At 37.8% G+C, this 19,532-nt stretch carries 23 protein-coding genes, 1 tRNA gene and 6 pseudogenes; 11 read left to right on the top strand and 19 right to left on the bottom strand.

Annotated elements, in window-relative coordinates:
• Positions 1-775 precede the first annotated feature (775 nt).
• The 10 genes from AC1TO4_RS19360 to AC1TO4_RS19315 form a co-directional block, all read right to left on the bottom strand.
• Entirely contained in the window at positions 776-973 is a 198-nt protein-coding gene (locus AC1TO4_RS19360) for a DUF3006 family protein (protein ID WP_482099556.1), read from the bottom strand.
• Positions 974-1,017: 44 nt separating this feature from the next.
• Positions 1,018-1,146 carry an excalibur calcium-binding domain-containing protein gene (locus AC1TO4_RS19355; protein WP_482106641.1) on the bottom strand — a complete coding sequence of 43 codons (129 nt, stop codon included), beginning with the start codon at positions 1,144-1,146 and terminating at the stop codon, positions 1,018-1,020.
• A 109-nt stretch (positions 1,147-1,255) separates the two neighbouring features.
• A complete protein-coding gene (locus AC1TO4_RS19350; RefSeq protein ID WP_482106639.1) occupies positions 1,256-1,585 on the bottom strand; it encodes a YolD-like family protein in 330 nt (109 codons plus the stop codon).
• A gap of 13 nt (positions 1,586-1,598) precedes the next feature.
• Positions 1,599-2,861 (bottom strand): Y-family DNA polymerase, encoded by a 1,263-nt coding sequence (locus AC1TO4_RS19345; protein WP_482106638.1) that lies wholly within the window; start codon positions 2,859-2,861, stop codon positions 1,599-1,601.
• A complete protein-coding gene (locus tag AC1TO4_RS19340; protein WP_482099559.1) occupies positions 2,862-3,065 on the bottom strand; it encodes a LexA family protein in 204 nt (67 codons plus the stop codon).
• Entirely contained in the window at positions 3,065-3,448 is a 384-nt protein-coding gene (locus AC1TO4_RS19335) for a YhjD family protein (protein WP_482106637.1), read from the bottom strand. Before AC1TO4_RS19335 ends, AC1TO4_RS19340 begins: the two co-directional genes overlap by 1 nt.
• A 3-nt stretch (positions 3,449-3,451) precedes the next feature.
• Positions 3,452-3,673 (bottom strand): transcriptional regulator, encoded by a 222-nt coding sequence (locus tag AC1TO4_RS19330; RefSeq protein WP_482106636.1) that lies wholly within the window; start codon positions 3,671-3,673, stop codon positions 3,452-3,454.
• A 180-nt stretch (positions 3,674-3,853) separates the two neighbouring features.
• Positions 3,854-5,116 carry a group II intron reverse transcriptase/maturase gene (gene ltrA, locus AC1TO4_RS19325; RefSeq protein WP_482106635.1) on the bottom strand — a complete coding sequence of 421 codons (1,263 nt, stop codon included), beginning with the start codon at positions 5,114-5,116 and terminating at the stop codon, positions 3,854-3,856.
• 599 nt (positions 5,117-5,715) lie between these two features.
• A tRNA-Asn gene (locus tag AC1TO4_RS19320) sits at positions 5,716-5,787 on the bottom strand.
• A gap of 139 nt (positions 5,788-5,926) precedes the next feature.
• Positions 5,927-6,172 (bottom strand): hypothetical protein, encoded by a 246-nt coding sequence (locus AC1TO4_RS19315; protein ID WP_482106634.1) that lies wholly within the window; start codon positions 6,170-6,172, stop codon positions 5,927-5,929.
• A 167-nt stretch (positions 6,173-6,339) separates the two neighbouring features.
• Between AC1TO4_RS19315 and ku the strand changes: the two are divergent.
• The 4 genes and pseudogenes from ku (at position 6,340) to AC1TO4_RS19295 (ending at position 8,227) form a co-directional block, all read left to right on the top strand.
• Positions 6,340-7,107: pseudogene (ku, locus tag AC1TO4_RS19310) on the top strand (non-homologous end joining protein Ku).
• The gene (locus tag AC1TO4_RS19305; protein WP_482106633.1) at positions 7,104-7,304 is read left to right on the top strand and encodes a hypothetical protein; all 201 of its coding nucleotides are present in this window, start codon (positions 7,104-7,106) and stop codon (positions 7,302-7,304) included. Before ku ends, AC1TO4_RS19305 begins: the two are co-directional and overlap by 4 nt.
• Positions 7,289-7,867 carry an ATP-dependent DNA ligase gene (locus AC1TO4_RS19300; RefSeq protein ID WP_482106640.1) on the top strand — a complete coding sequence of 193 codons (579 nt, stop codon included), beginning with the start codon at positions 7,289-7,291 and terminating at the stop codon, positions 7,865-7,867. The genes AC1TO4_RS19305 and AC1TO4_RS19300 overlap by 16 nt, the downstream gene beginning before the upstream one ends.
• 66 nt (positions 7,868-7,933) lie before the next feature.
• On the top strand, positions 7,934-8,227 hold the full coding sequence (locus AC1TO4_RS19295; protein WP_482106632.1) for a hypothetical protein: 294 nt from the start codon (positions 7,934-7,936) through the stop codon (positions 8,225-8,227).
• A 342-nt stretch (positions 8,228-8,569) separates the two neighbouring features.
• Here the strand turns inward: AC1TO4_RS19295 and AC1TO4_RS19290 are convergent.
• Positions 8,570-8,682 (bottom strand): annotated as a pseudogene (locus AC1TO4_RS19290) (excalibur calcium-binding domain-containing protein); the annotation flags it as partial.
• A 196-nt stretch (positions 8,683-8,878) separates the two neighbouring features.
• On the opposite strand from AC1TO4_RS19290, the gene AC1TO4_RS19285 reads away from it, so the two are divergent.
• Together AC1TO4_RS19285 and AC1TO4_RS19280 are read left to right on the top strand one after the other, a co-directional pair.
• A complete protein-coding gene (locus AC1TO4_RS19285; RefSeq protein WP_482106631.1) occupies positions 8,879-9,142 on the top strand; it encodes a hypothetical protein in 264 nt (87 codons plus the stop codon).
• Between the two features lie 686 nt (positions 9,143-9,828).
• Positions 9,829-9,933 (top strand): annotated as a pseudogene (locus tag AC1TO4_RS19280) (amino acid transporter); the annotation flags it as partial.
• Between the two features lie 354 nt (positions 9,934-10,287).
• Here the strand turns inward: AC1TO4_RS19280 and AC1TO4_RS19275 are convergent.
• On the bottom strand, positions 10,288-10,683 hold the full coding sequence (locus tag AC1TO4_RS19275; protein WP_482106630.1) for a hypothetical protein: 396 nt from the start codon (positions 10,681-10,683) through the stop codon (positions 10,288-10,290).
• Positions 10,684-11,529: 846 nt separating this feature from the next.
• Entirely contained in the window at positions 11,530-11,652 is a 123-nt protein-coding gene (locus AC1TO4_RS19270) for a hypothetical protein (RefSeq protein WP_482106629.1), read from the bottom strand.
• 464 nt (positions 11,653-12,116) lie between these two features.
• Between AC1TO4_RS19270 and AC1TO4_RS19265 the strand changes: the two are divergent.
• Positions 12,117-12,204: pseudogene (locus AC1TO4_RS19265) on the top strand (recombinase family protein); the annotation flags it as partial.
• 20 nt (positions 12,205-12,224) lie between these two features.
• A pseudogene (locus AC1TO4_RS19260) lies at positions 12,225-12,329 on the top strand (recombinase family protein); the annotation flags it as partial.
• On the opposite strand, the pseudogene AC1TO4_RS19255 reads toward AC1TO4_RS19260, so the two are convergent.
• Positions 12,319-12,432, bottom strand: a pseudogene (locus AC1TO4_RS19255) (recombinase family protein); the annotation flags it as partial. The pseudogenes AC1TO4_RS19260 and AC1TO4_RS19255 overlap by 11 nt on opposite strands.
• 459 nt (positions 12,433-12,891) lie before the next feature.
• Between AC1TO4_RS19255 and AC1TO4_RS19250 the strand changes: the two are divergent.
• Positions 12,892-14,169 (top strand): ATP-binding protein, encoded by a 1,278-nt coding sequence (locus tag AC1TO4_RS19250; RefSeq protein WP_482106628.1) that lies wholly within the window; start codon positions 12,892-12,894, stop codon positions 14,167-14,169.
• 912 nt (positions 14,170-15,081) lie between these two features.
• Here AC1TO4_RS19250 and AC1TO4_RS19245 read toward each other — a convergent pair.
• A complete protein-coding gene (locus AC1TO4_RS19245) occupies positions 15,082-15,555 on the bottom strand; it encodes a DinB family protein (protein ID WP_482106627.1) in 474 nt (157 codons plus the stop codon).
• 341 nt (positions 15,556-15,896) lie between these two features.
• Here AC1TO4_RS19245 and AC1TO4_RS19240 point away from each other — a divergent pair, with 341 nt between their 5' ends.
• The gene (locus AC1TO4_RS19240) at positions 15,897-16,196 is read left to right on the top strand and encodes a tyrosine-type recombinase/integrase (RefSeq protein WP_482106626.1); all 300 of its coding nucleotides are present in this window, start codon (positions 15,897-15,899) and stop codon (positions 16,194-16,196) included.
• 118 nt (positions 16,197-16,314) lie between these two features.
• Here the strand turns inward: AC1TO4_RS19240 and AC1TO4_RS19235 are convergent, their stop codons facing one another.
• Both AC1TO4_RS19235 and AC1TO4_RS19230 read right to left on the bottom strand, forming a co-directional pair.
• Positions 16,315-16,554 (bottom strand): hypothetical protein, encoded by a 240-nt coding sequence (locus AC1TO4_RS19235; protein ID WP_482106625.1) that lies wholly within the window; start codon positions 16,552-16,554, stop codon positions 16,315-16,317.
• A 44-nt stretch (positions 16,555-16,598) separates the two neighbouring features.
• A complete protein-coding gene (locus tag AC1TO4_RS19230) occupies positions 16,599-16,733 on the bottom strand; it encodes a hypothetical protein (protein WP_482106624.1) in 135 nt (44 codons plus the stop codon).
• 302 nt (positions 16,734-17,035) lie between these two features.
• On the opposite strand from AC1TO4_RS19230, the gene AC1TO4_RS19225 reads away from it, so the two are divergent.
• A complete protein-coding gene (locus AC1TO4_RS19225; RefSeq protein ID WP_482106623.1) occupies positions 17,036-17,371 on the top strand; it encodes a L,D-transpeptidase in 336 nt (111 codons plus the stop codon).
• Positions 17,372-18,043: 672 nt separating this feature from the next.
• On the opposite strand, the gene AC1TO4_RS19220 is transcribed toward AC1TO4_RS19225, so the two are convergent.
• Positions 18,044-18,511 (bottom strand): DUF6985 domain-containing protein, encoded by a 468-nt coding sequence (locus AC1TO4_RS19220; protein ID WP_482106622.1) that lies wholly within the window; start codon positions 18,509-18,511, stop codon positions 18,044-18,046.
• Positions 18,512-18,717: 206 nt separating this feature from the next.
• Positions 18,718-19,326: a transglutaminase-like domain-containing protein gene (locus AC1TO4_RS19215; RefSeq protein ID WP_482106621.1), complete on the bottom strand. Its 609-nt coding sequence runs from the start codon at positions 19,324-19,326 to the stop codon at positions 18,718-18,720.
• Positions 19,327-19,532: the final 206 nt, after the last annotated feature.

Genomic DNA, 19,532 nt, shown 5'->3' with positions numbered 1-19,532 from the left:
GGCATGCCGCCAGCGTTCGTCCTGAGCCAGGATCAAACTCTCCATAATAGAAGAAAATGAATAGCTCATTTCTTGCTGACTCGAATCCGAAGATTCTAGTGTGTGTTTCTTTTCTTTCGACCGAAACCGACTTACTTCGAAACGTTTTGCTCAAGTGCGTTCGCACTCTCGCGATATTTCATTGATGTTTTGCTGTTCAGTTTTCAAGGTTCATGTCGGAAGAATCAACTTGCATCCTTCACCTTTAGTGGTTGTCGTTTTTTTGGCGACAACTTTTACATCATAACATTTCGTTTGGTTCGTGTCAACAACTAATTCCACTTTCTTTTTGCGTTGTTTTCATTATGTCGCAAAAGCAACTTTATAAATATACCATTCCATCTCATGAAATGCAAGTCTTGTTTAAAATAGTTTTCATTTCTATTTCAACGGCACCGGGGTGCACTATCTCAATTCTTTTTCATCATTAGAAATTAAACATCTTTCTATTCCAATACCTTTTCAATAGCAAGATGACGATTCCTAAAGTCCAATGATCCATCTACACTCCATTGGACGTAATCTTCATCAAGCGCACGCTTCGCCATCAACCCAATTTATGTTTTCGTCTTATTGTTTTCGACATACAACAAAAATCTTATCGAGCATACTTCAATCGAATCGGAGTCCGCCCTAGTTGAAGTATGCTAATGAATAAGTTGTACAGAGCATTGATACCACTTTGCTATACAAAAAAACGACCATCCGCTCAATTTGAATAGTAGTCGTTTTTTATTTACTTTTTATTCTTCAACTTCTCGAGCAAGCTGCTAACTTTATCATGCACGTCTTCAGTTTCTTCATCTAATACTACTATTTCATAAACCGAATCCTCTTTGCTGATTAATACGATGTCACCTTCCGTAACTTCGGCCGGGACTTCATTCTTCGGAATGAGTAATTGATTTTCTTCGTTAGGATATTCCAGGAACACTTACCGACCATCTTCGATTCGATCAAGAGTGTATTTTACTTTTGTCATTCGCAAGCCCACCCATCCTTGTCACGATCCATTTTCGACTGGTATGCAGCATGACCTTGTGGGACGCCGCTAGGATGTACTGTCTTTAAGTCTGTACTTCTTCTATAACAATCATTTCTGCGCAGATGGGCTGTCCCAATAGAACGTCAAATAGTCAGGAAGACCTTTAATAGTATTTCGAAAATGTCGCCAAATAAAAACGACCTTTCCCTAATCGAATTGGTCGTTGTTTTTTCATTCCATACATTGTGCTCTGACTATATCTGAAAATGAAATCCTCTCAGGTCCAAAGGCGTTATCGAGCACAATACAGCTAGACTGCACATCAATTACTTCTACTATGGCTCCGCGTGTCATAATCTTGCCGTCCCTCCAAGTCTTAATCAACGTTTGGCATTTGCGTTTATACGCTACTTCGATTTCTTCCTGGATAGATTGTAAACCCCAATCACTGAGCTCCGGGCATTCTATATAATGCTCCTGGTCCATCCAATTTCTCAATTCTACAATATGCTCCGGCAACATCAATGCCGTCCATTTAATACTTCCGCGATCTCGAATCATGCTATACCTCCCTTTACTTGTGTCCGCCAACCAATTTAGAGCGTCCGATTGCGGTCCCGTCATCTGTTAGAGACACAGCCCTCAATATAGCCGTGGATCCATACTTATTTCGGATATCATCCATAACCATGCCTAATTTACGATTCCGAACCTTATGCTCATCAAAAAAACTTAGCTGCATTGATGTTTCGTCTTCTAAATTAGTTAACGCGATTGTGATTTTCCTTACTGGACGGCCATCATGAAATTTATCGAATAGAGCCATGCAAGTTCGGTAAACTTTCATCGTATCGTTTGTAGCTTCTTCTATTGAAAGAGAACGACTAAATCCGCCACCGAATGAATGCTTACTGTACCCAATTCCAAGATGAACGGTCCTCCCCTCTCTTCTTGCTTCTCTTGCTCGACGGGAAACATCCTCACACATCTCTAAAATAACTACAAGGATGGATTCACGGGTTACGTAATCCCTGTACAGAGTCTGCCCTTTGCCGTAGCTCATCGCTTGACCTTCCAAAAGTGGAGCGCCTAACTCTGACAAATCAATTCCCCATGCGTGATGATAATATTGGTTTCCCATAACACCAAACTTCTTTTCAAGGCTTTGTAAATTGGCATGAGCCAGGTCACCAATCGAAAAGATTCCCATATTATTTAAAGTCTTTTCCGTTTGCCTGCCAATCCCCCACATTTCACTTAATGGTGATATTGGCCACAATTTTGTTTGCACGTCTTCGAAAGTCCATTTCGCGAAACCTGTCTTTTTAGCTTCTAAATCCAGCGCCAATTTCGCCATCAACATGTTCGGGCCCATGCCAGCTGTGGAGGGTAAGTTAAGCGTTTCCAGTATTTCTGCTTGTATATCCTTAACTGTTTCCACCGGGTCACCCCAGAGCTTCTCGGTTCCCGTTAGTTCAATAAACGATTCATCGACCGAGTAGACATGTATAGCTTCTGCAGGCACGTAATTGTGGAGAATATGTGTGATTGCCATCGACATTTTGAGGAAATACGACATTTTTGGTTCAAACAAACGAATTTCGGGATGGCTAGGGATTTCAAATAATCGATTACCTGTCTTTATACGAAATTTCTTTTTCATAGCGGGACTGGCCGCAAGTACGACTGAACCTTTTTGTTGTAGGTTTCCGACGACCGCGATTGGCACAGTACGAACATCTAAATTGTGCAACGTAGCCATGCAGCTCGCATAGAAGCTCATCATATCGATACAGGCGATTTGTTTATTTGGTTGCCCCTTATATATCGGATGCATTTAACTAACAACTGTCAAAGTGCGTGGTGATGAATTAACAAAGTTTATAAACCCGTTTTCCCTCATCCTATCTAAATGACCGTGAACTGTGGATGGTGATTTGAGTCCGACTGCTGTAGCAATCTCCCTAATCGTTGGTGGATATAGGTTTTCTGCTGTGTAGCTTTTAATGTATTCTAAAATATTTCTTTGACGTTCGCTCATTAAATAACAGCTCCTTTGGTATGGTGTTCTCCGGACTTCGTAAAATAGATGCTTATCAATTCTTCGGTTCTGTTTCGTAACCGTATGTTTAAATATTTCCGTCGCTCTTCGTGACCATCGTGCATAAATAGGTACTCTGTAAACGTTCCATCATTCAGCCTTTTAATTACTTTCATTTTATTACACTTCAAATATATATTCGTTTCTTTCATTTCATGCCTTGCAGCCTTTAGTGCACCTTCAATAATATCGACATAAGGTTTTTTCAATTTGAATGAACCAATTTCGATTTCACCACGATCCTTCTCCAATACAGTAATTATTATCGGTAAGTAAATCATGTTTTCGAAATAAGGTATTGCCCCAGATGGAATGAATCGCACGACTTAAATCACCAGGCTTTCTTTATATACGACGGGAACAAGTGCCAGCACGTTATCATTTGTAAAAGTACGCTTGGATTTACGTAAGAAACAGTACGCACGGAACGACACCTCGCCGACCTGCAGGACTTTGATTCTTCGCTTACTGATTGAACCATCCTTCGCCATATACATCATATCCAGAAGTTCACCATGGACCTCTGACTTACTTAATTGATTGCGCACACTTGTTCCCTCCTTTCGTTACAGTATACCGAATGAATGTTCGTATTGCAACAATAAAAAAAGTTGGGCAACCTAGCTGATTGAGACCGCTTTTTATTTTTCAGCAATCGAGTAGGAGGGAGTAATTAACTCCCGACCTCTCACACCACCGTACGTACCGATCAGTATACGGCGGTTCAATTAAGATTGTTGACGCAAAGTTTCGTAACGTGATAGTAGACTTTTGAGCCCTTGGGAACTCCAGTAGGAGTTTCCGAGGGTTCTATGTAATACAGGACTTTTAGATATTCTCCAGTAACTTTTACGCGAGTTTCCCCATTCGTATGCCTTATTTTCCGGCACACCTAATCCAATGAGCTTCCTCACCTTCGTACTTGATTTCTTCCAGTTTTTCCACATACACATTCGAAGTCTTCTTCTAATCCATGAATCGAAAGCTCTGAAAACGCTTGGCGTATCCGCCAATGCAAAATACCCGCACCAACCCATCAGGTATTGATTTAGTTTCTTGATTCGATAATCCATCGGATAGGGTTTCTTCCTAGAGGTTATCTCTCGGATTTTATTCTTCATCCGTTTCATACTATCTTTGGCAATCCGAACCTTTGGTTCTTTATGTAAAGTAAAGCTGAATCCAAGAAACTTCCTCTTCCAAGGGCGGTCTACCGCGGATTTATTCAAGTTAACTTTCAACTTAAGCCTTCCTTCAATAAATGAAGTGACAGAACCCATGACTCGATTTCCTGCTTTCTTTGTTTTCACATAGATGTTGCAGTCATCAGCGTATCGGACAAATTTATGTCCTCTTTCCTCCAATTCTTTGTCAAGTTCATCAAGGACAATATTGGAAAGTAATGGACTGAGTGGGCCACCTTGCGGCGTACCTTCTTCACTGGTTGTCACGATACCATTTATCATGATTCCTGATTTCAAATAGTTACGGATTAGCTTAAGCAGACGTTTGTCTTCGATTCGTTTCGAAAGTGTTCCCATTAATCTGTCATGGTTCACTTTGTCGAAGAATTTCTCCAAGTCTATATCGATTACCCACCGATTACCTTCCTGTATATATCCTTTCGCTTTCCTTATTGCGCCGTGGGCGCTTCGCTTTGGACGAAACCCATAGCTATGTTCTGAAAACGTTGGATCATACAAAGTAGTCAATACTTGGGCAATGGCTTGTTGAATGAGACGATCCGTCACGGTAGGGATACCTAATAACCGCACGCCACCGACAGGTTTCGGGATTTCGACCCTGCGGACAGGTTGCGGCTTATAGGTACCCTCAAGAAGTTCCATTTTCATGGATTCCCAGTGTTCCAAGATGTGCTTTCGTAGGTTTTGTACGGGCATTCCATCTACACCATGGCTCCCTTTATTGCGTTCCACCCGTTTCAGGGCAGAAAGCAGATTTTCACGTGACAGTATTCGTTCCATCAACATTGGTTACGCCTCTTTCCGTGAACAACGCTTCTTCTTATGCCAGCCCTGCTCCACCATCTCGAAGTCCCCCGTGGGATTCACCACTTCCTCCTTCAAGCATGCCTTATCGGTTATCTGTGTTCTTCGCAGGTTACTGAATGCCAAGATGTTGTTCTCTCTTAATTGTTCAGCCCTTCCCATTCTTCTCGAGTTCGAATGGTACTATGGCTTCTGCTGACTTCTGATTGTTCAGCTACTCATCACTGAGTAGGTTACCAAGTGTACTTGGCATATCAATCAGACCTCCCCAGGTAAGAACGTAGTCTTTCCCTCCAACTATCTGCTTCATTTACTACATACGACCTTCGGCAGAAAGGGCTTTGTTTTGTCTAGCAAACTCACCCAATCGTACATAGCCTTATATGAAGTTCGTGTTCCTCAGACCGGAGGTTTGCCGCTCGCTTCCTTCAGATTCCATGTCACCATGGACACCCTTGCGTTAAGCTAACTGTTACTTCCGCCTTCACAGTTCGGGACTTGCACCCTATAGACTACGCCCATGCTGGGCGCACTAGAAAAACCTCTACTCAATTGAGAAGAGGTTTTCAAATTGGATATGACTCCGGAGGTAGGAATCGAACCTACGACCAATCGGTTAACAGCCGATTGCTCCACCGCTGAGCTACTTCGGAATAATAAATAACTTCTGAAAATATTTTCCAATTAACTTATTATTATTCACTTTTTCTCAATCCATAATATCCTTTTAAAAAACGGCAGAAGCATTACGCTTCTGCCATCAGTGGTATCCACAACCAAACGAGAATCTTTTTAGAAACGATTGTTGCACGCATTATTATCATTATTGCACTCTTTGTCTGCGTTTCGTTCTTTAAGCTGATTCACATCAATTTCAGTCCCGAACTCTGTACGATCTTGGTTATTGTTATTGTTATTGTTATTGTTGTTGGTATTGTTGTTGGTTCTGTTGTTGTTGCTGTTGTTGTTGTTGCTGTTGTTGTTGCGGCTGTTGTTGTTACGATTGTTGTTCGGGTTTCTGTTTTTGTTGTTTGTCATGGATACTCACCTCCGTCCAAAATAATATGTGCAATAATAGCTTTTTTAGACTTTGGAAGTATTTTCATGCCAAACATACGACGTCCGCTGTCGATTAGGTTTCAAAGAACTGGAACAGAATGTATCGCATTATTTTTATTGGCGATAATAACCATGAGATGATTTAAATGCACACAGTCTGGAAAGGTGCTATATCGTTTGGGCTTGTAACAATTCCTGTAAAGTTACATGCAGCCACGGAAGACAAAGGTATAAAATTAAGGCAGATTCATGATAAATGTAAGAAACCAATTAAGCAGGAAAAGGTATGTCCTATATGTAATGAAGATGTGGATTCCAAGTCACTTGTAAAGGGCTATGAGTATGCGAATGACTGATTTGTTGTCATCGCGGATGCAGAATTGGATGGTCTGAATAGTTATATAGAAGAAAAAGCTATAGAGATTGTGGAGTTCGTCAAACTCAAAGAAATCGATCCTGTCTATTTTGACAAGACGTATTATTTAGCTGCAGATAGCAATGGTTCGAAAGCATACGCACTACTTCGTGAGGCATTGGCCAAGTCGAAAAAGATTGGTATTGCAAAGATAACGATACGTTCAAAGGAACGTCTTGCAGCAGTGAGGGTCCTTGATAATCATCTAGTTTTAGAGACGTTACACTTTCCCGATGAAGTACGGTCTACCGCTGACCTTCCACAGATAACAAACGTAAAATTAACCCTGAAAGAAAAAGAAATCGCACTATCGTTAATTGAGCAACTAACTGCAGAATTTGAACCCACTAAATATCATGACGAATATCGTGAGCGCTTAGAAAAATTGATTAAGAGTAAAATACCTAAGAATGCAGAACAGCCGTCGAATGTTATTAATTTAATGGATGCTATGGAGAAAAGCGTTGCATCTATCAAGGAGCAAAAGAAACGGGCATGAAGTTAGTTAAGCCCATGCTCCTCGGGTATCAAGAGGAAGTTAGATCGGATGATGGATGGATTTATGAACCGAAATTTAACGGAATTCGCCTGTTAGCGGAAAATAATCGGTCCTATACACGTCACGGAACAATTACAACAAGTATTTTCCCCGAACTTATTTTGGAGGCAATGAAGTATTACTGGATGGAGAACTGATTGCGCCTGGAGATGAGTCACCAGATTACTTCGAGGGCGCGATGTCTCGATTTAGTGGTAACAAGAATCAACCTATTTCGTTGATGGCCTTTGACGTTATTTCTTATCATTCAGAAATAGTGACACATTGGCCAATCGAAGAAAGAAAAGGGTTATTAACCGAAACCTTAACCGCAATCGATTCACCACATATTAATTTAGTGCCCTACGTATATACCGAAGGCGAACAACTATTTGATGTTATAAAAGAAAACAAAATGGAAGGTATCATTGCTAAGCGAGTAGGTAGTCTCTATTTGTCTCGTACGCGTTCAGATGACTGGCGAAAAATCATTAATTGGAGTTACCATGATGTGATTGTGTCGAAAATCACGTTTGGGCCACTTACCGTCCAATTGCAAAGTATTGATGGCGAATATTTAGGGAGTGTTACGATTGGATTCACGAAGGAAATAAAAGATAAATTGCTATCGAGGAAGACACCATTTCATGCCAAAGTAAAAGCGCGGGGTTGGACGAGCAGGAAGAAACTAAGGTTGCCGCAGATAATAGAGATTAAATAAAATCTGTCACTCGTATTTAATCAATTTATATTTCGACAGAATAACAGTAAAGGAGTGTTAATCTACATGCTTTCAAGTGTTGAGTCAGGCGAAAACACGGGGTTAAGCGATGAAAAACTTGCTATAACTACGGAAGAGCTCCACAACCGTGAATTGAAAATGTTAATGGAGCTTTTGAAATCTGGATTTAGATCAATGAATGCTTGCGCAAGCGCTACTAGATTTCGTACCGCAAGCATAAGAAATAGCGACCTAACCACGAAATATGTGAGTGGGTCACTTTCAAATGTTTTCACATTTTTTCAAGATATACGCCCTCGTCTTTTTTCCACTCAAAATAAAAAATGCTGGAATTTATGAAGTGCTTATATCAGCAAACTCTGGTTACTCAGTAAATGTGACAGTAAGTAAATATTGATATGAAAAGTGTTCTTGTCAAACAAGGACGCTTTTTGCTCTCCTTCCCAGCCGTTGTTTTTTATGCCTTTTTCAAATAGGAGAAGTAAACATTAAAACAGATATGGAAACGATTCAAAAAAGAGTGTTATTTGAATGACTTCGCTATTATATCCGATTGGCTAATTTATACACTATCGCCTTTGGAAATTTCTCCAGTGACTTCATTCGCCGGGATACAGGATACTCTAGAAAAATTATATTGACCTTCTTCAACACGATCAAGTGTGTATTTTGCTTTTCCCATTATCGTTCACACGCCCATCCGTCTTTGTCTCGGTCCATTTTCGATTGATATGCCGGGTGATCTTTTGAACACCGCTTGGATATACCGTACGTAAGTCTGTACAGTTTTCAAAGTTAGTCCGTGTCGATGGTTTTGGTTTAGCCACTGGTTTAAACACATCTTAATCCTTAGTCTAATTGAATAGAGCGAATTCATTTTATTATTGTATTCATCGCTAAATGAATATAAAATATACTTTTGTAGCCCTATGATTTGCGGATGAGATAGGAACTTATATAATGAATAAAAAGTTTTATTGGAGGTTTATTATGAATTACAAAATCATTAACAAACAAGTATTTGAACAGGCACAGCTACGTTCGGTTTCAGACGTACCGTTCACTCAAGAAGAACTTCAAATCGGTATGAAGATAGCTGTCTCTAAGGAGGATAATACCCTTGCACTGTATTTAGTGGATGTAAACGGTCAGAAGAAATTCGATGTCCGTTGGGATGATTCATCCGAGCATTTCATAGGCTGGCAATCCGCTTGGGAAAATTTCTCTTGGTGCCTAAATATAGTTAGTAATTAACATATTAATTTTTAGTTAATTCGGGTTTTTACCGACAAATTATTTGATTTTGGAGTATCAATGTCTTAATTGCGCTAGTATTGACATAGTATCGGAAAAGAAGGACGGATTTAGAATTGACAATTGGTGCCTCCTTGATATATTTTCTTATATAGAAAATGTATGACCTTTCATTTCCAATCCTGATCAACATATCTTCAAAAAGCGCCTCAAACCCTTACACTAAAGGATTTGGAGCGTTTTTTATATGTATTCCTGGATCCATGTTATCGCCCAGTCAAATAAGAAGACCTTCCCACATATTGATCGGCCGTTTTCCTTGTCATTCCTCACAGGATAAGTTGTTTTCAAGCACTCCCCCTTATGTCGCCAAAGGCTCCATCGGCAACAACGCTCTATTTTTGATTGATAGTTCTCGAGTTTAGTGTCCGTAAAAAGTGTACTTTTACTAACATTAATTTCCGAAATGAGATACGCGAAGTGCGCCCCTTAGAATAGACATTAAAAACCCTCAGTTTTGAACGTTACTAATTTAGGGGATGCACTGTAAAAGATATCAGAGGGTTATTTCATTTTTTCAGCCCCAGATTCTTCTTAAGTAATAGGTATCCTTTTTCACTTTCACTTCGTAGACATCCGAGTGCGACAATTCTGTCCATTCTTTGAGCCCCTGCATGCCGTGAGTCCGTCTTAGAACATCAATGCTAACCGGTTTCAAAATGTCATTGTTGAATCCACTCACCCTTTTTTGGCTAGGCATATATGGTTCCATTCTTGCGAAAACAGCTGATGATAATGTTATTTATGAACGAGTTGTACAACTACCTTTGAAAAACAAGAGTATCGTGGATTCGATATCGAGGATTACAATTTATACGATAAAAGCAGATTTATAATAGTGGAATAAATTTAAAGAACAATTCAGGTAATTCAAAAGAGCACCCTTTCTAGGATGCTCGCATCAAACAATATACAAACACTCTCTAATTCAGGTGTAAAATTTATTGACTTTATATTAATATTTTATTCTATCATCAACAATTTGGTGATTCAAAAGGATAGAGTGAATGGCTTAGATACATTCCCATAATCCTCATTCAAAGCTCCAAATTCATTCATAATCAATGCCTTCCTATCTGCATCATTCAATTATCTTTTAATCTATTAAGCATCATCGCAAATTTCATCATTTCAAGCCCACTATCACCATACGTTTCTTTCATATCTTTAAGAGTGTCTCCCGTATCGCTCCCAATGCCGATTAGATTTTTCTCCATATCTTCAAATCCGACAATAATAGGTTTCAATATATCTCGATTAAAATCATTCATTGTCATTAATCCGTTTCCCACCATTAAATTTTCTAGATTATCAATTCTGGTAACAACCGCATCCAAGATCTCTTTCATTTCTACCTTTTGTATGTTTACATTCATTTTTAATATCCCCTTTTTAGTTTTATAGTTTTCATTTATCACATCATCAATCCAATAACTGCATAAATACCTACAACACTCAGCATTATGCCACTCATCAACCATCGTCCTTCGAAATGTTTACCATTATCAGCATCACATTCTACTTCCAATTTGATGTTCAATTATCATTTCATAGTTTTTCATTTTAAAAATCTCCTTTTAAATTAGATTTCTGTTCAATTGTTCAAACTCATGCTTCCTAAGTCTCCTTCAAATTCAAACATAAAGCGTTTTGCTAACCCGTCATATAACATTGAACAGGCTGAGGCCATATCATCGCTCCCTTTTCTATTTTCCAGATTAGAAATCTGTAATACCGGATAGCGCATTCTAGATAAAGCATCCTTGAACTCATTGTTTATTTACCCTCTTTTTGTGCATCAACTCCATTAAAATTTATTTAACCGATAGCGCGATAGTTTCACGGCTCTGTAATTGAGTACCTCTGTTAAGTAGCATCATTTTTAGAAGTTGGATTTCACCTTCCATTTTTGAATGAAAATAAAAGACTAGCAATCGTGCTTGCAAAAGCTCTAAAACCTATCTACAACAATACTTATTATGATGAAGCTAATTTTTACATGTCATCGGGAGTTCAGAATACTTTTTCAGTGGTATTGTATCGTACTTTTAGAATCTCTCAAGAAGATAAAAGGATATTATTAAGAGCCTAATCTGCTCTTTTTAATTCATTATCATTTTGGTATGGAAACTTTCTACCAGTGAATCTCATACCACGCCCTTACCATCTCACTCAGTATGCTTCACGAAAATAAAAAAACGTCCCTGTAGAGGACGTTCTTGCCTATTACTTTTCAAGTTTATTAATAAGATTTTCCCTCTGTTCTCTTGACAATCCGTGGATGCTGTTTAACCATTCATCTACCATTTTGTACATTCCTTCGGAAGTCAAACCGACTTTTGGATATAATCTTGTTCAATACCGATATCAACTTTACCGTTAGTTGCTATATTGAACCATGGCGATTTTGCTGAATTATATTGCGATAAATCCTCTTGACCGAAAATCATAGAATCCCCTCCCCTCTATCTTCCAATATTCGACAGAAGGAAGAGGACTCCTCTAAGTAGTTTAGTCCTACTGCAATCTTCCTGATTCATATAATACACAAAATGCGCCTCTACTTGTTATAGGAACGCACCCTGGAAAATTGATTTTAATCACTACTGCTCATTGTTTACCGTAGATGAATGCTTGCACTATCACATCCATGTTAAATTGGAGCTGTTTGTCTTCTACTCCCTCAGTATTCACCCCATAAGAAAGTAGGTGAGTAAATGGAACATAAACACGATGATTGTAATTCAAGTGTGATACCAGACCAAGAATTAAAAAATGGTTTTTATATTCCAGAGCAATGTTGTCCAGAACGATTTCCTTCTCCGCGACTCCCTTCCCTGTCTGCAGTGAAAAACGACCATTTATGTAGAAAGAAGAGAAGAATACTCTCCTCTCTTCTTTATTGCTCTAACGGAAAGAGTGGCAAGAACTTACGAAGGAAATTGGGGTTGATATAGTAGTACTGGATATGCCTTTTACTCGATACCACAAAATATAAAGATAGATTTCCTCCTTGCTGCGGAAGAACTTTCATCGTGAACAATATCAGTTAATGAAACGAATGATTAGAAAAGGAGATATTCTATATATTCTTTCCTTTGATCGCCTGATTGCTAATCGAGAAAAATGTCACGCTTGCTAATCTCTATCTTTTTGATTATTTCCATTTGTCGGCTTTCATTTTGTTCTTTTGGACTTACCCTGACATATCCGAATTTTCGCGACTCCAAAATAGAACACCCCTTTGAGCACGTTTATTTATACATTTTCGTTCGGGAAGTTGCAAAGGTATGAAGGAACGTTCAATAATTGTTTTTTACTTTTACGAACTGTTTTCAGCTATGTTTTTCACACTTGGCAGTGAATGTGTACTTTTATGTACAGAATGAATTGGCTAAGAATGAAATAATAAAATGTCGGCTAGTTTCCTATTTTTAGTTTTAAAACGACTTTCAAGGGAAAAACACTACTGATTGCAAAATAGCTAAAGGCGTGTCCATGAAATACGAAGAATGCCTGAGAGCATGTTTACTCCCAGATTCGACCAGTGTAATAGATATCGAGTCTGTGTCATTTTATTATTAATCTGGTTTATAGCTGATTATTCATGAAAATATTGTCTGAATTTGTTTTAACCACAGACGTACGCTATTATAAGACTAGTCATAAAATTAAGGGAACGTGCTCACATGGATCTTATTACAAAAGATTTGCTCATCAATTTTCTATTTATTCTACTAGCTCTCAGTTTATTACAAATCCTACATTCTACTTATGCTTACCGTTCAAAAGAATTAAAAAGTTGGCAAATCGCTTTATTCCCTATTGTCACTCTTGTATTGTGTATGGTATTTCCGGTATATTCAAACGATAATAACTTTTGGGATTTACGCTATGTTCCATTTATTCTAGGTGGTCTATATGGTGGTTATAAACTAGGGTTGTTACAATTAGCTATCGTTCTTCTTATTCGTTTCTCATTGGGAGGGATGGGTTTTTATCCAGCATCTGTAGTATTTATTATTATCGGAATTGCAACTTGCATCCTTTCCAAAAATTATTTAAAAATGAATTTGAAGCAAAAACTTTTACTTTCAGTGACATTATCACTCATTGGGATGATCATTCTTGATTCTTTGGAATTCATTTATTTCTCGGGTTATAAACCAAGTTTGTTTCTCTTCGAGTTTTATAGTATTAATCTGTTGGGTATTATTATTTCAACGATCATATGGGAAGGAATTCGTAATTACTCTAGTTTATTGCAAAACTTGATTAAGGCAGAAAAACTCCAAATGGTTTACCACTTGGCAGCTAGTATTTCTCATGAAGTTCGGAACCCACTTACAGTAAGCAGAGGTTATATTCAATTATTATCTGATGATATTTCCCCTGAAAAAAGAAACGAATTCATTAGTATTACTTTAAAAGAATTAGATCGAGCTACCGATATCATTAATGATTATTTAACCTTTGCTGAACCAACCTTAGAAAAAAATGAAAAGATCAATATTAATGAAGAAATACAACAGGCCGTCAATGTGATTTGTCATTTGGCAACAATTAACGGAGTTGAAATAGAGCGAAAAATATACAATCAAGAGCAAAATCAATTTGTGTCGATTGGTGAAAGAAAAAAATTCCAACAATGTTTGATCAATTTCATGAAAAATGGAATTGAATCGATGAAGTCAAAGGAAGGTAAGCTTCAAATTCACTTGTCTAGTTTCCAAGATACAGTCCAAATTGAGATTAGTGACCAAGGTGTTGGAATGTCACAAGAACAAATTAATCGTCTTGGTCAACCATATTTTTCAACTAAGGAAACAGGTACTGGTCTTGGAATGATGGTTTCTTATAGTATCATCAAAGGAATGAATGGTACCATTCATGTAAGTAGTGAACTCGATAAAGGTACAATTTTCAGAATAAACCTTCCAGCCTTTCAACAACATAGTGACCTATAAATAAAGTGAGGAGTATTTATATTGTGCGTCCGTTAAACTATATGATTAGTTTGCGGACGTTCTTTTCTTCAATAAAACTTTTTCAAACAGAATAATGCATAATAAAAGAAACAAATATTTGATAGCGAGCAGATGAGCTTAGAAGTTAAGTATTTTATTTTAGTCGGTATTCCTCTTTTTCTACGTTCCAAAACTCGTCCTTTTCTGAACACACTCAGATCCCCGTTGAAATGAATACTCTTTACGGCTATAGACGTTACAAATCCTTGTTCATTATTCTACGTTCAATAACCTAATAAAATCTATCTTATGTTGCAATGAAGAAGCCCAGCTAATCTCCTCATGTGAAGTTAGTCGGTTTTTTAAAGTTATATGTGCAAAATAACACTTGAAATAAGCGCAAATTATCGGTTAAAGTGACACCCACTATCAAAAGTACAGAACCCTTGGACAATCTGCACAAAAAAAAGAAGATCAGGTTTCGCCGACCTTCACAATGTTCTTGTAATACTTAACTTGCGATACATTGCTATTACCTTAATATTTTCTCGTTCCCATACTTCATTCCTAAACACTGGGATTTTGAATTGTTTCTCCATTTCATTCATTAAACCAGTTAGTAGAATACCTTTTCTTGGTTGATCTGCATGGATGATTATTTCGTTAAACCCAGTTCGGATGGAAGAATGCGCTCCATAGTTTCGTTATCCTCGCAAGCGAATGCCTCTAAAATATGTAAGGTGTTTTGACAATAGCTTTACCCTCCGCTGTAACTACGGATCGCCTAAAGGCTCGGCAATCGCCGAGTTTTCTAGTTTTACTTGGAGTAGAACCAGCACCTTTTTATTACTAAACGCCAATGGGCTGTACAGAAAAAACAGTTTACACTGAGTTTCTGGACAGCCCATTTCGTTATACTTGCATTTCTTTTGTTGGTCCCATAATGGGTGGAACAGTCAACCCCGCCTGACGAAGGAGGACGGTCATTTGGCCACGGTGGTGTGTTTGGTGGTCGATGAGCGCGCGTAGTAATTTTCCTCGTTTAGTTGGTCCTGTGAAACTTGTAACTTCTTCGAGTAGGTCTTCAGCGGTCAGTTTGGTTGCCTCTTTCTTAATTGCCTGCGCAAGTGTTTCGTAAGCTTTGGCAATTTCTTTTGCACTTGTTGGTTGTGGCTCCTGTCGGTCAGGTCCTTGAACCCCGAATCCAGCAAAATGGCCGAAAGCCCCTGCAGCGCCAACCAAATGCCAAGACAACCAACCTAGCGAGCTATGCCCTTCCACAATAGCTTGGTCAAGCTTTTCATCTGTCATTGCATTCATCACATTGGTAGTTCCTTCAGATGAAACAGTCCAGTCCTCTATAAAATCTTCTACCTTACGATACATAGCCCATCACTCCTTCTTGTATTCCATTTCAATTTTAGTTATCGATGTTTCCCTTGTCCAATTTATTGATTGTACTTTTACAATTCATTCATTTATTCAATGGAGTGAATGCTTCATCCCTTTCTTTTTAAGCAAACAGCCCCAACATTTAATCAACTGAATTGCGGTCTCAGATAACACCTCTGTCCCCCTCCTGTCGCCACCGTTCTTCCAGGGTATGAGGAAAGTCGTAGGTGGAAATGGATCAGGAACTCGATATCCATCTTAATGCGTCGGATATATATCACGATTCATTATCTACGTGTTAAACTATAGGTAGATGAATTTCGAGGAATAGAACGATGAAGGCTGGAATTCACCGTACATGTGGTTACGGTTTGCATCTAACTCTTCCAGTATTTCATCCGTATACAATCAATCAGTTTTCTAATCCTCTTCAGCGACTATTGAAACGAATGCCTGATTTGAATAAGCACATTACCCCCCATTCATTTCGACAAACGTTCGCTTCTTTATTAATGGAAGCAAATGTGCATTTAAATGTAATTTCACATAACTTAGGACATTCTACAGTTTCAACAACGGATGAACTGAGTAAACCCAGAATCGCAGGCTACTCAAACATTTACACCGTCGAATGAAGATGAAAAAAGAACAGTTGGCTGAAATGGTTAACCCATTTTCTTATGTCTCTTCTACTTCACTAATAAAGTCACCGGATTCAACGGGCATACCCATCTGCATCACCTCCTCTCGATATCATTTCTTTATCCAATCCCACTTGCCGAAGTACTCATGTAATTGGTCCATTTTGAACAGTGAACGACTATGACTATCTTCTTCAAAACTGAACAACGTCTGAATGGTACTGAATATTTTATATCTGAGTAATTCCAGGTGTTCTTTATTCTGTTTTCCTAACATTAGTTGATTTGCATGTTCACCTTCTTCCCATAATAATTCAGGTAGCGCATTTGTATTGTGGGATATACGTTTCATCCAAAACCGCATTTCCCTCTTGTAGTTTTGAGTATCCATCATTCTCAACAATAGGAGGATGTTTCAAGGACGACAAAACCAAGCTCGAATAGTTCGGTTGGATTTTGTTTTGCAACATGGGCTTCTACTTCAGGATAGAAGTACAGCTTATTTCTACAGATTTTAGTTTTAAAAAACATGTTTTGATTTCTCCCTTCTGTTAAAGGACAAAAAAAAAACGTTTCATTCAAAGGATGAATGGAACGTGTTCTGATGGATAACAACAAAGTAATTATATTTGGTCTTTAAAGCAATAAAGTTGGAGAATCCTTTTACAACTGCACTCATTAGGGTAAGAAATTTCTCTTTCCCGGCTTATAATGGTCGAACTGTTCCTTAAGCAGTTTTGCTTTCTTTCCTCATTAACTGTTCTATTAATTTCTGTTAATTCACAGATCCCTAGGTTACTCCATACAATATTCAAAGAACGGAGTTGATCCTCATGGCGATATGGATTGACATATCTACTTCACAACATAAATTAAAACTTTTTGATGGAAACAGACTTATAAAAGCTTATCCAATTGGAGTTGGAAAAATATTGTCACCGACACCTTCTGGGACTTACACGATCATCAATAAACAACGTAATCCCGGAGGTCCATTTGGAGTGCTTTGGATGGGATTATCAAAGCCTCATTACGGTATACACGGCACAAGTAGCCCAGCTTCAATCGGTAAGAATGTCTCACGTGGATGTATTAGAATGTTTAATCATGATGTTCTAGAATTGTCATCTAGAGTTCCAATAGGTACAAGGGTTGTCATTCATAAATGACTCTGTTAACCTCGTATCCTTTACTGCATAGTTTGTGTATACTGCCAAATACCCCCACGTTTAGCAATCGCCAGGTTCGGCAATACTGCTGCTACACCATTAAGGTGACTGTGTTTAAGGCCGCTGAACTGCAATCAGCGGTCTTATTGTTCACAAAACTTCATTACGTACTAAAGCGCCCATTCAACATCCTTAAAAATTGGAGGGATGTTTCAAGGACGACAAACCCCAACTCGAATAATTCGAATGGGCTTTGTTTAGCTACATGGACTTCCACTTCAGGGTAGATGTGCAACTTATTTCTACAGATTTTAGTTTTGAAAAACAATTTGCGACTTCCTCCTTTCGTAAAAAGACAATAAAAATAACACGTTTCATTCAATGACATAACGAGACGTGTTTAACAACATTATTTAATTTGGCATCTAAATTTGTAATAAGATTATCTAAAAACCTTACCCACGTTCAGCTATAGCACCACGTTAGTTGAGTAAGATTTTTTATTTAGATGATCGCCATAATCTTAATAAAAGTTAGATTTTTTCTTCCTCGTATGACAATTATAGTTCTTAATCCAAAACGTTCAGACTCTCGCAATAATTCCTTTACCAACTCAACACCAATTCCCCGTCCTAGGTACTTAGGATGAGCGATATTGCATGAAATCATGGATTAAGCATAATTCCAATCCATTCCAATATCGCAATTCCCATATGGATTTATACCATTATAAGGTCCTACATACATAACTTTTCCATTGCGAATGACCCATTCCATACCATGTTCTTCTTCCCATGTGCAATTTAATTCTAAATCAATGACAGGTTCAGATTTATTTTTAGGTTTCGGAATACATATAGTGTTTGGTGTAATATGTGTTAAAACATCTGTCGGTTTAGAAAATTCTATAATATCTTCACCAATATCATCAAGAAATTCATTACAGTATCTTATAGATGCTTTACAAATTTCATCTATAAGACCCTCACTTAAAGTGTTTAAGTAAGTTATACATAGTTCTGCGTATTCGATATCTGACTCTTGATCTATATATACCTTAATATTCTGATCAAACAATTCTAAGTAGGCTTCTCCTTCTAATTCGAAATATTCATTAGTTTTAAGGTTATTAATAACCACTGTACTTACTACCTCCTTCAAATTAAAGTTCATCTTATTTTAACATTTGAGTAGTCGCTTTTTTATTCCCTTATTGAACTAAGCTGCGTCGTTAGTTGAAGTGTAACATTTCACATTGTATCTTCGAAATCTACTTGATGTTTTGGACGTAAAAATAGACCATCGAAATGATGGTCTTATTTAACCAGCACCCGTTAGGGAAACAACTATAACCTCTCTGGTAAGTGACGTTTATACATTTCTAATGCATTCGTATGTCCTTCTAAAACAGCAACTGTTTTAGGATGAGGCTTAGCATAGATTATTGGATAATCCTTTTCATCAAGTCCCTCATTAACTGTAAAAGCTAACTTTTCCTCTTCAATTGAAAATTGGGCATCAATTCCTTTTTTATTTCCACGAGCATCTACCCTAAACCATTTATTAAGTGATTTAAAGAAGATAGCATTCAAAGCGTGAATACAATACCCTTTATCTGTAGTATCAAATAACATCAATCTTTGATAACAAAAACCTGTTGGTATTCCCTGTGAACGCAATAAAGAAGCTAATAGGTGAGACTTAGCATAGCAAATTCCCTCTTTTAAGCCTAAAACGCCCGAAGCTTTACAAGTAATTCGTAATGATTGAATATCCCAAGAATGAGCAATTTCATCACGAACAAACTCAAAAGCTATTTTAGCTTTTTCAATTTCCGTTTGAGATGGATTGAAAAGCTCACTTGCTTTCTTTTTTATAATTGGATTAGAATAATTAACTTCATTTAATTCAAGTAAATAATCATCTAATTTTTCAGACTCACAAACCAAGTTCATAGAATCCCACCTATTCAATGAATAAATATTTACATTACAGCATTATTATATCGAATATTACAACTAATCGAAAGGGCATTTTATTGAACTCCCCCCCGTAACTAACCTGCCCGTTAGCCATACATGTAGCGCAAAATCAGCGCTACACCACAGAGGATGAAAATGTATACAGAACGGGTATTGGATACTACGGCTGGGAGAGGAAG

This window comes from Sporosarcina sp. Y838 (genome assembly GCF_056786515.1).
This window is presented reverse-complemented; position numbering and strand designations above follow the sequence as displayed.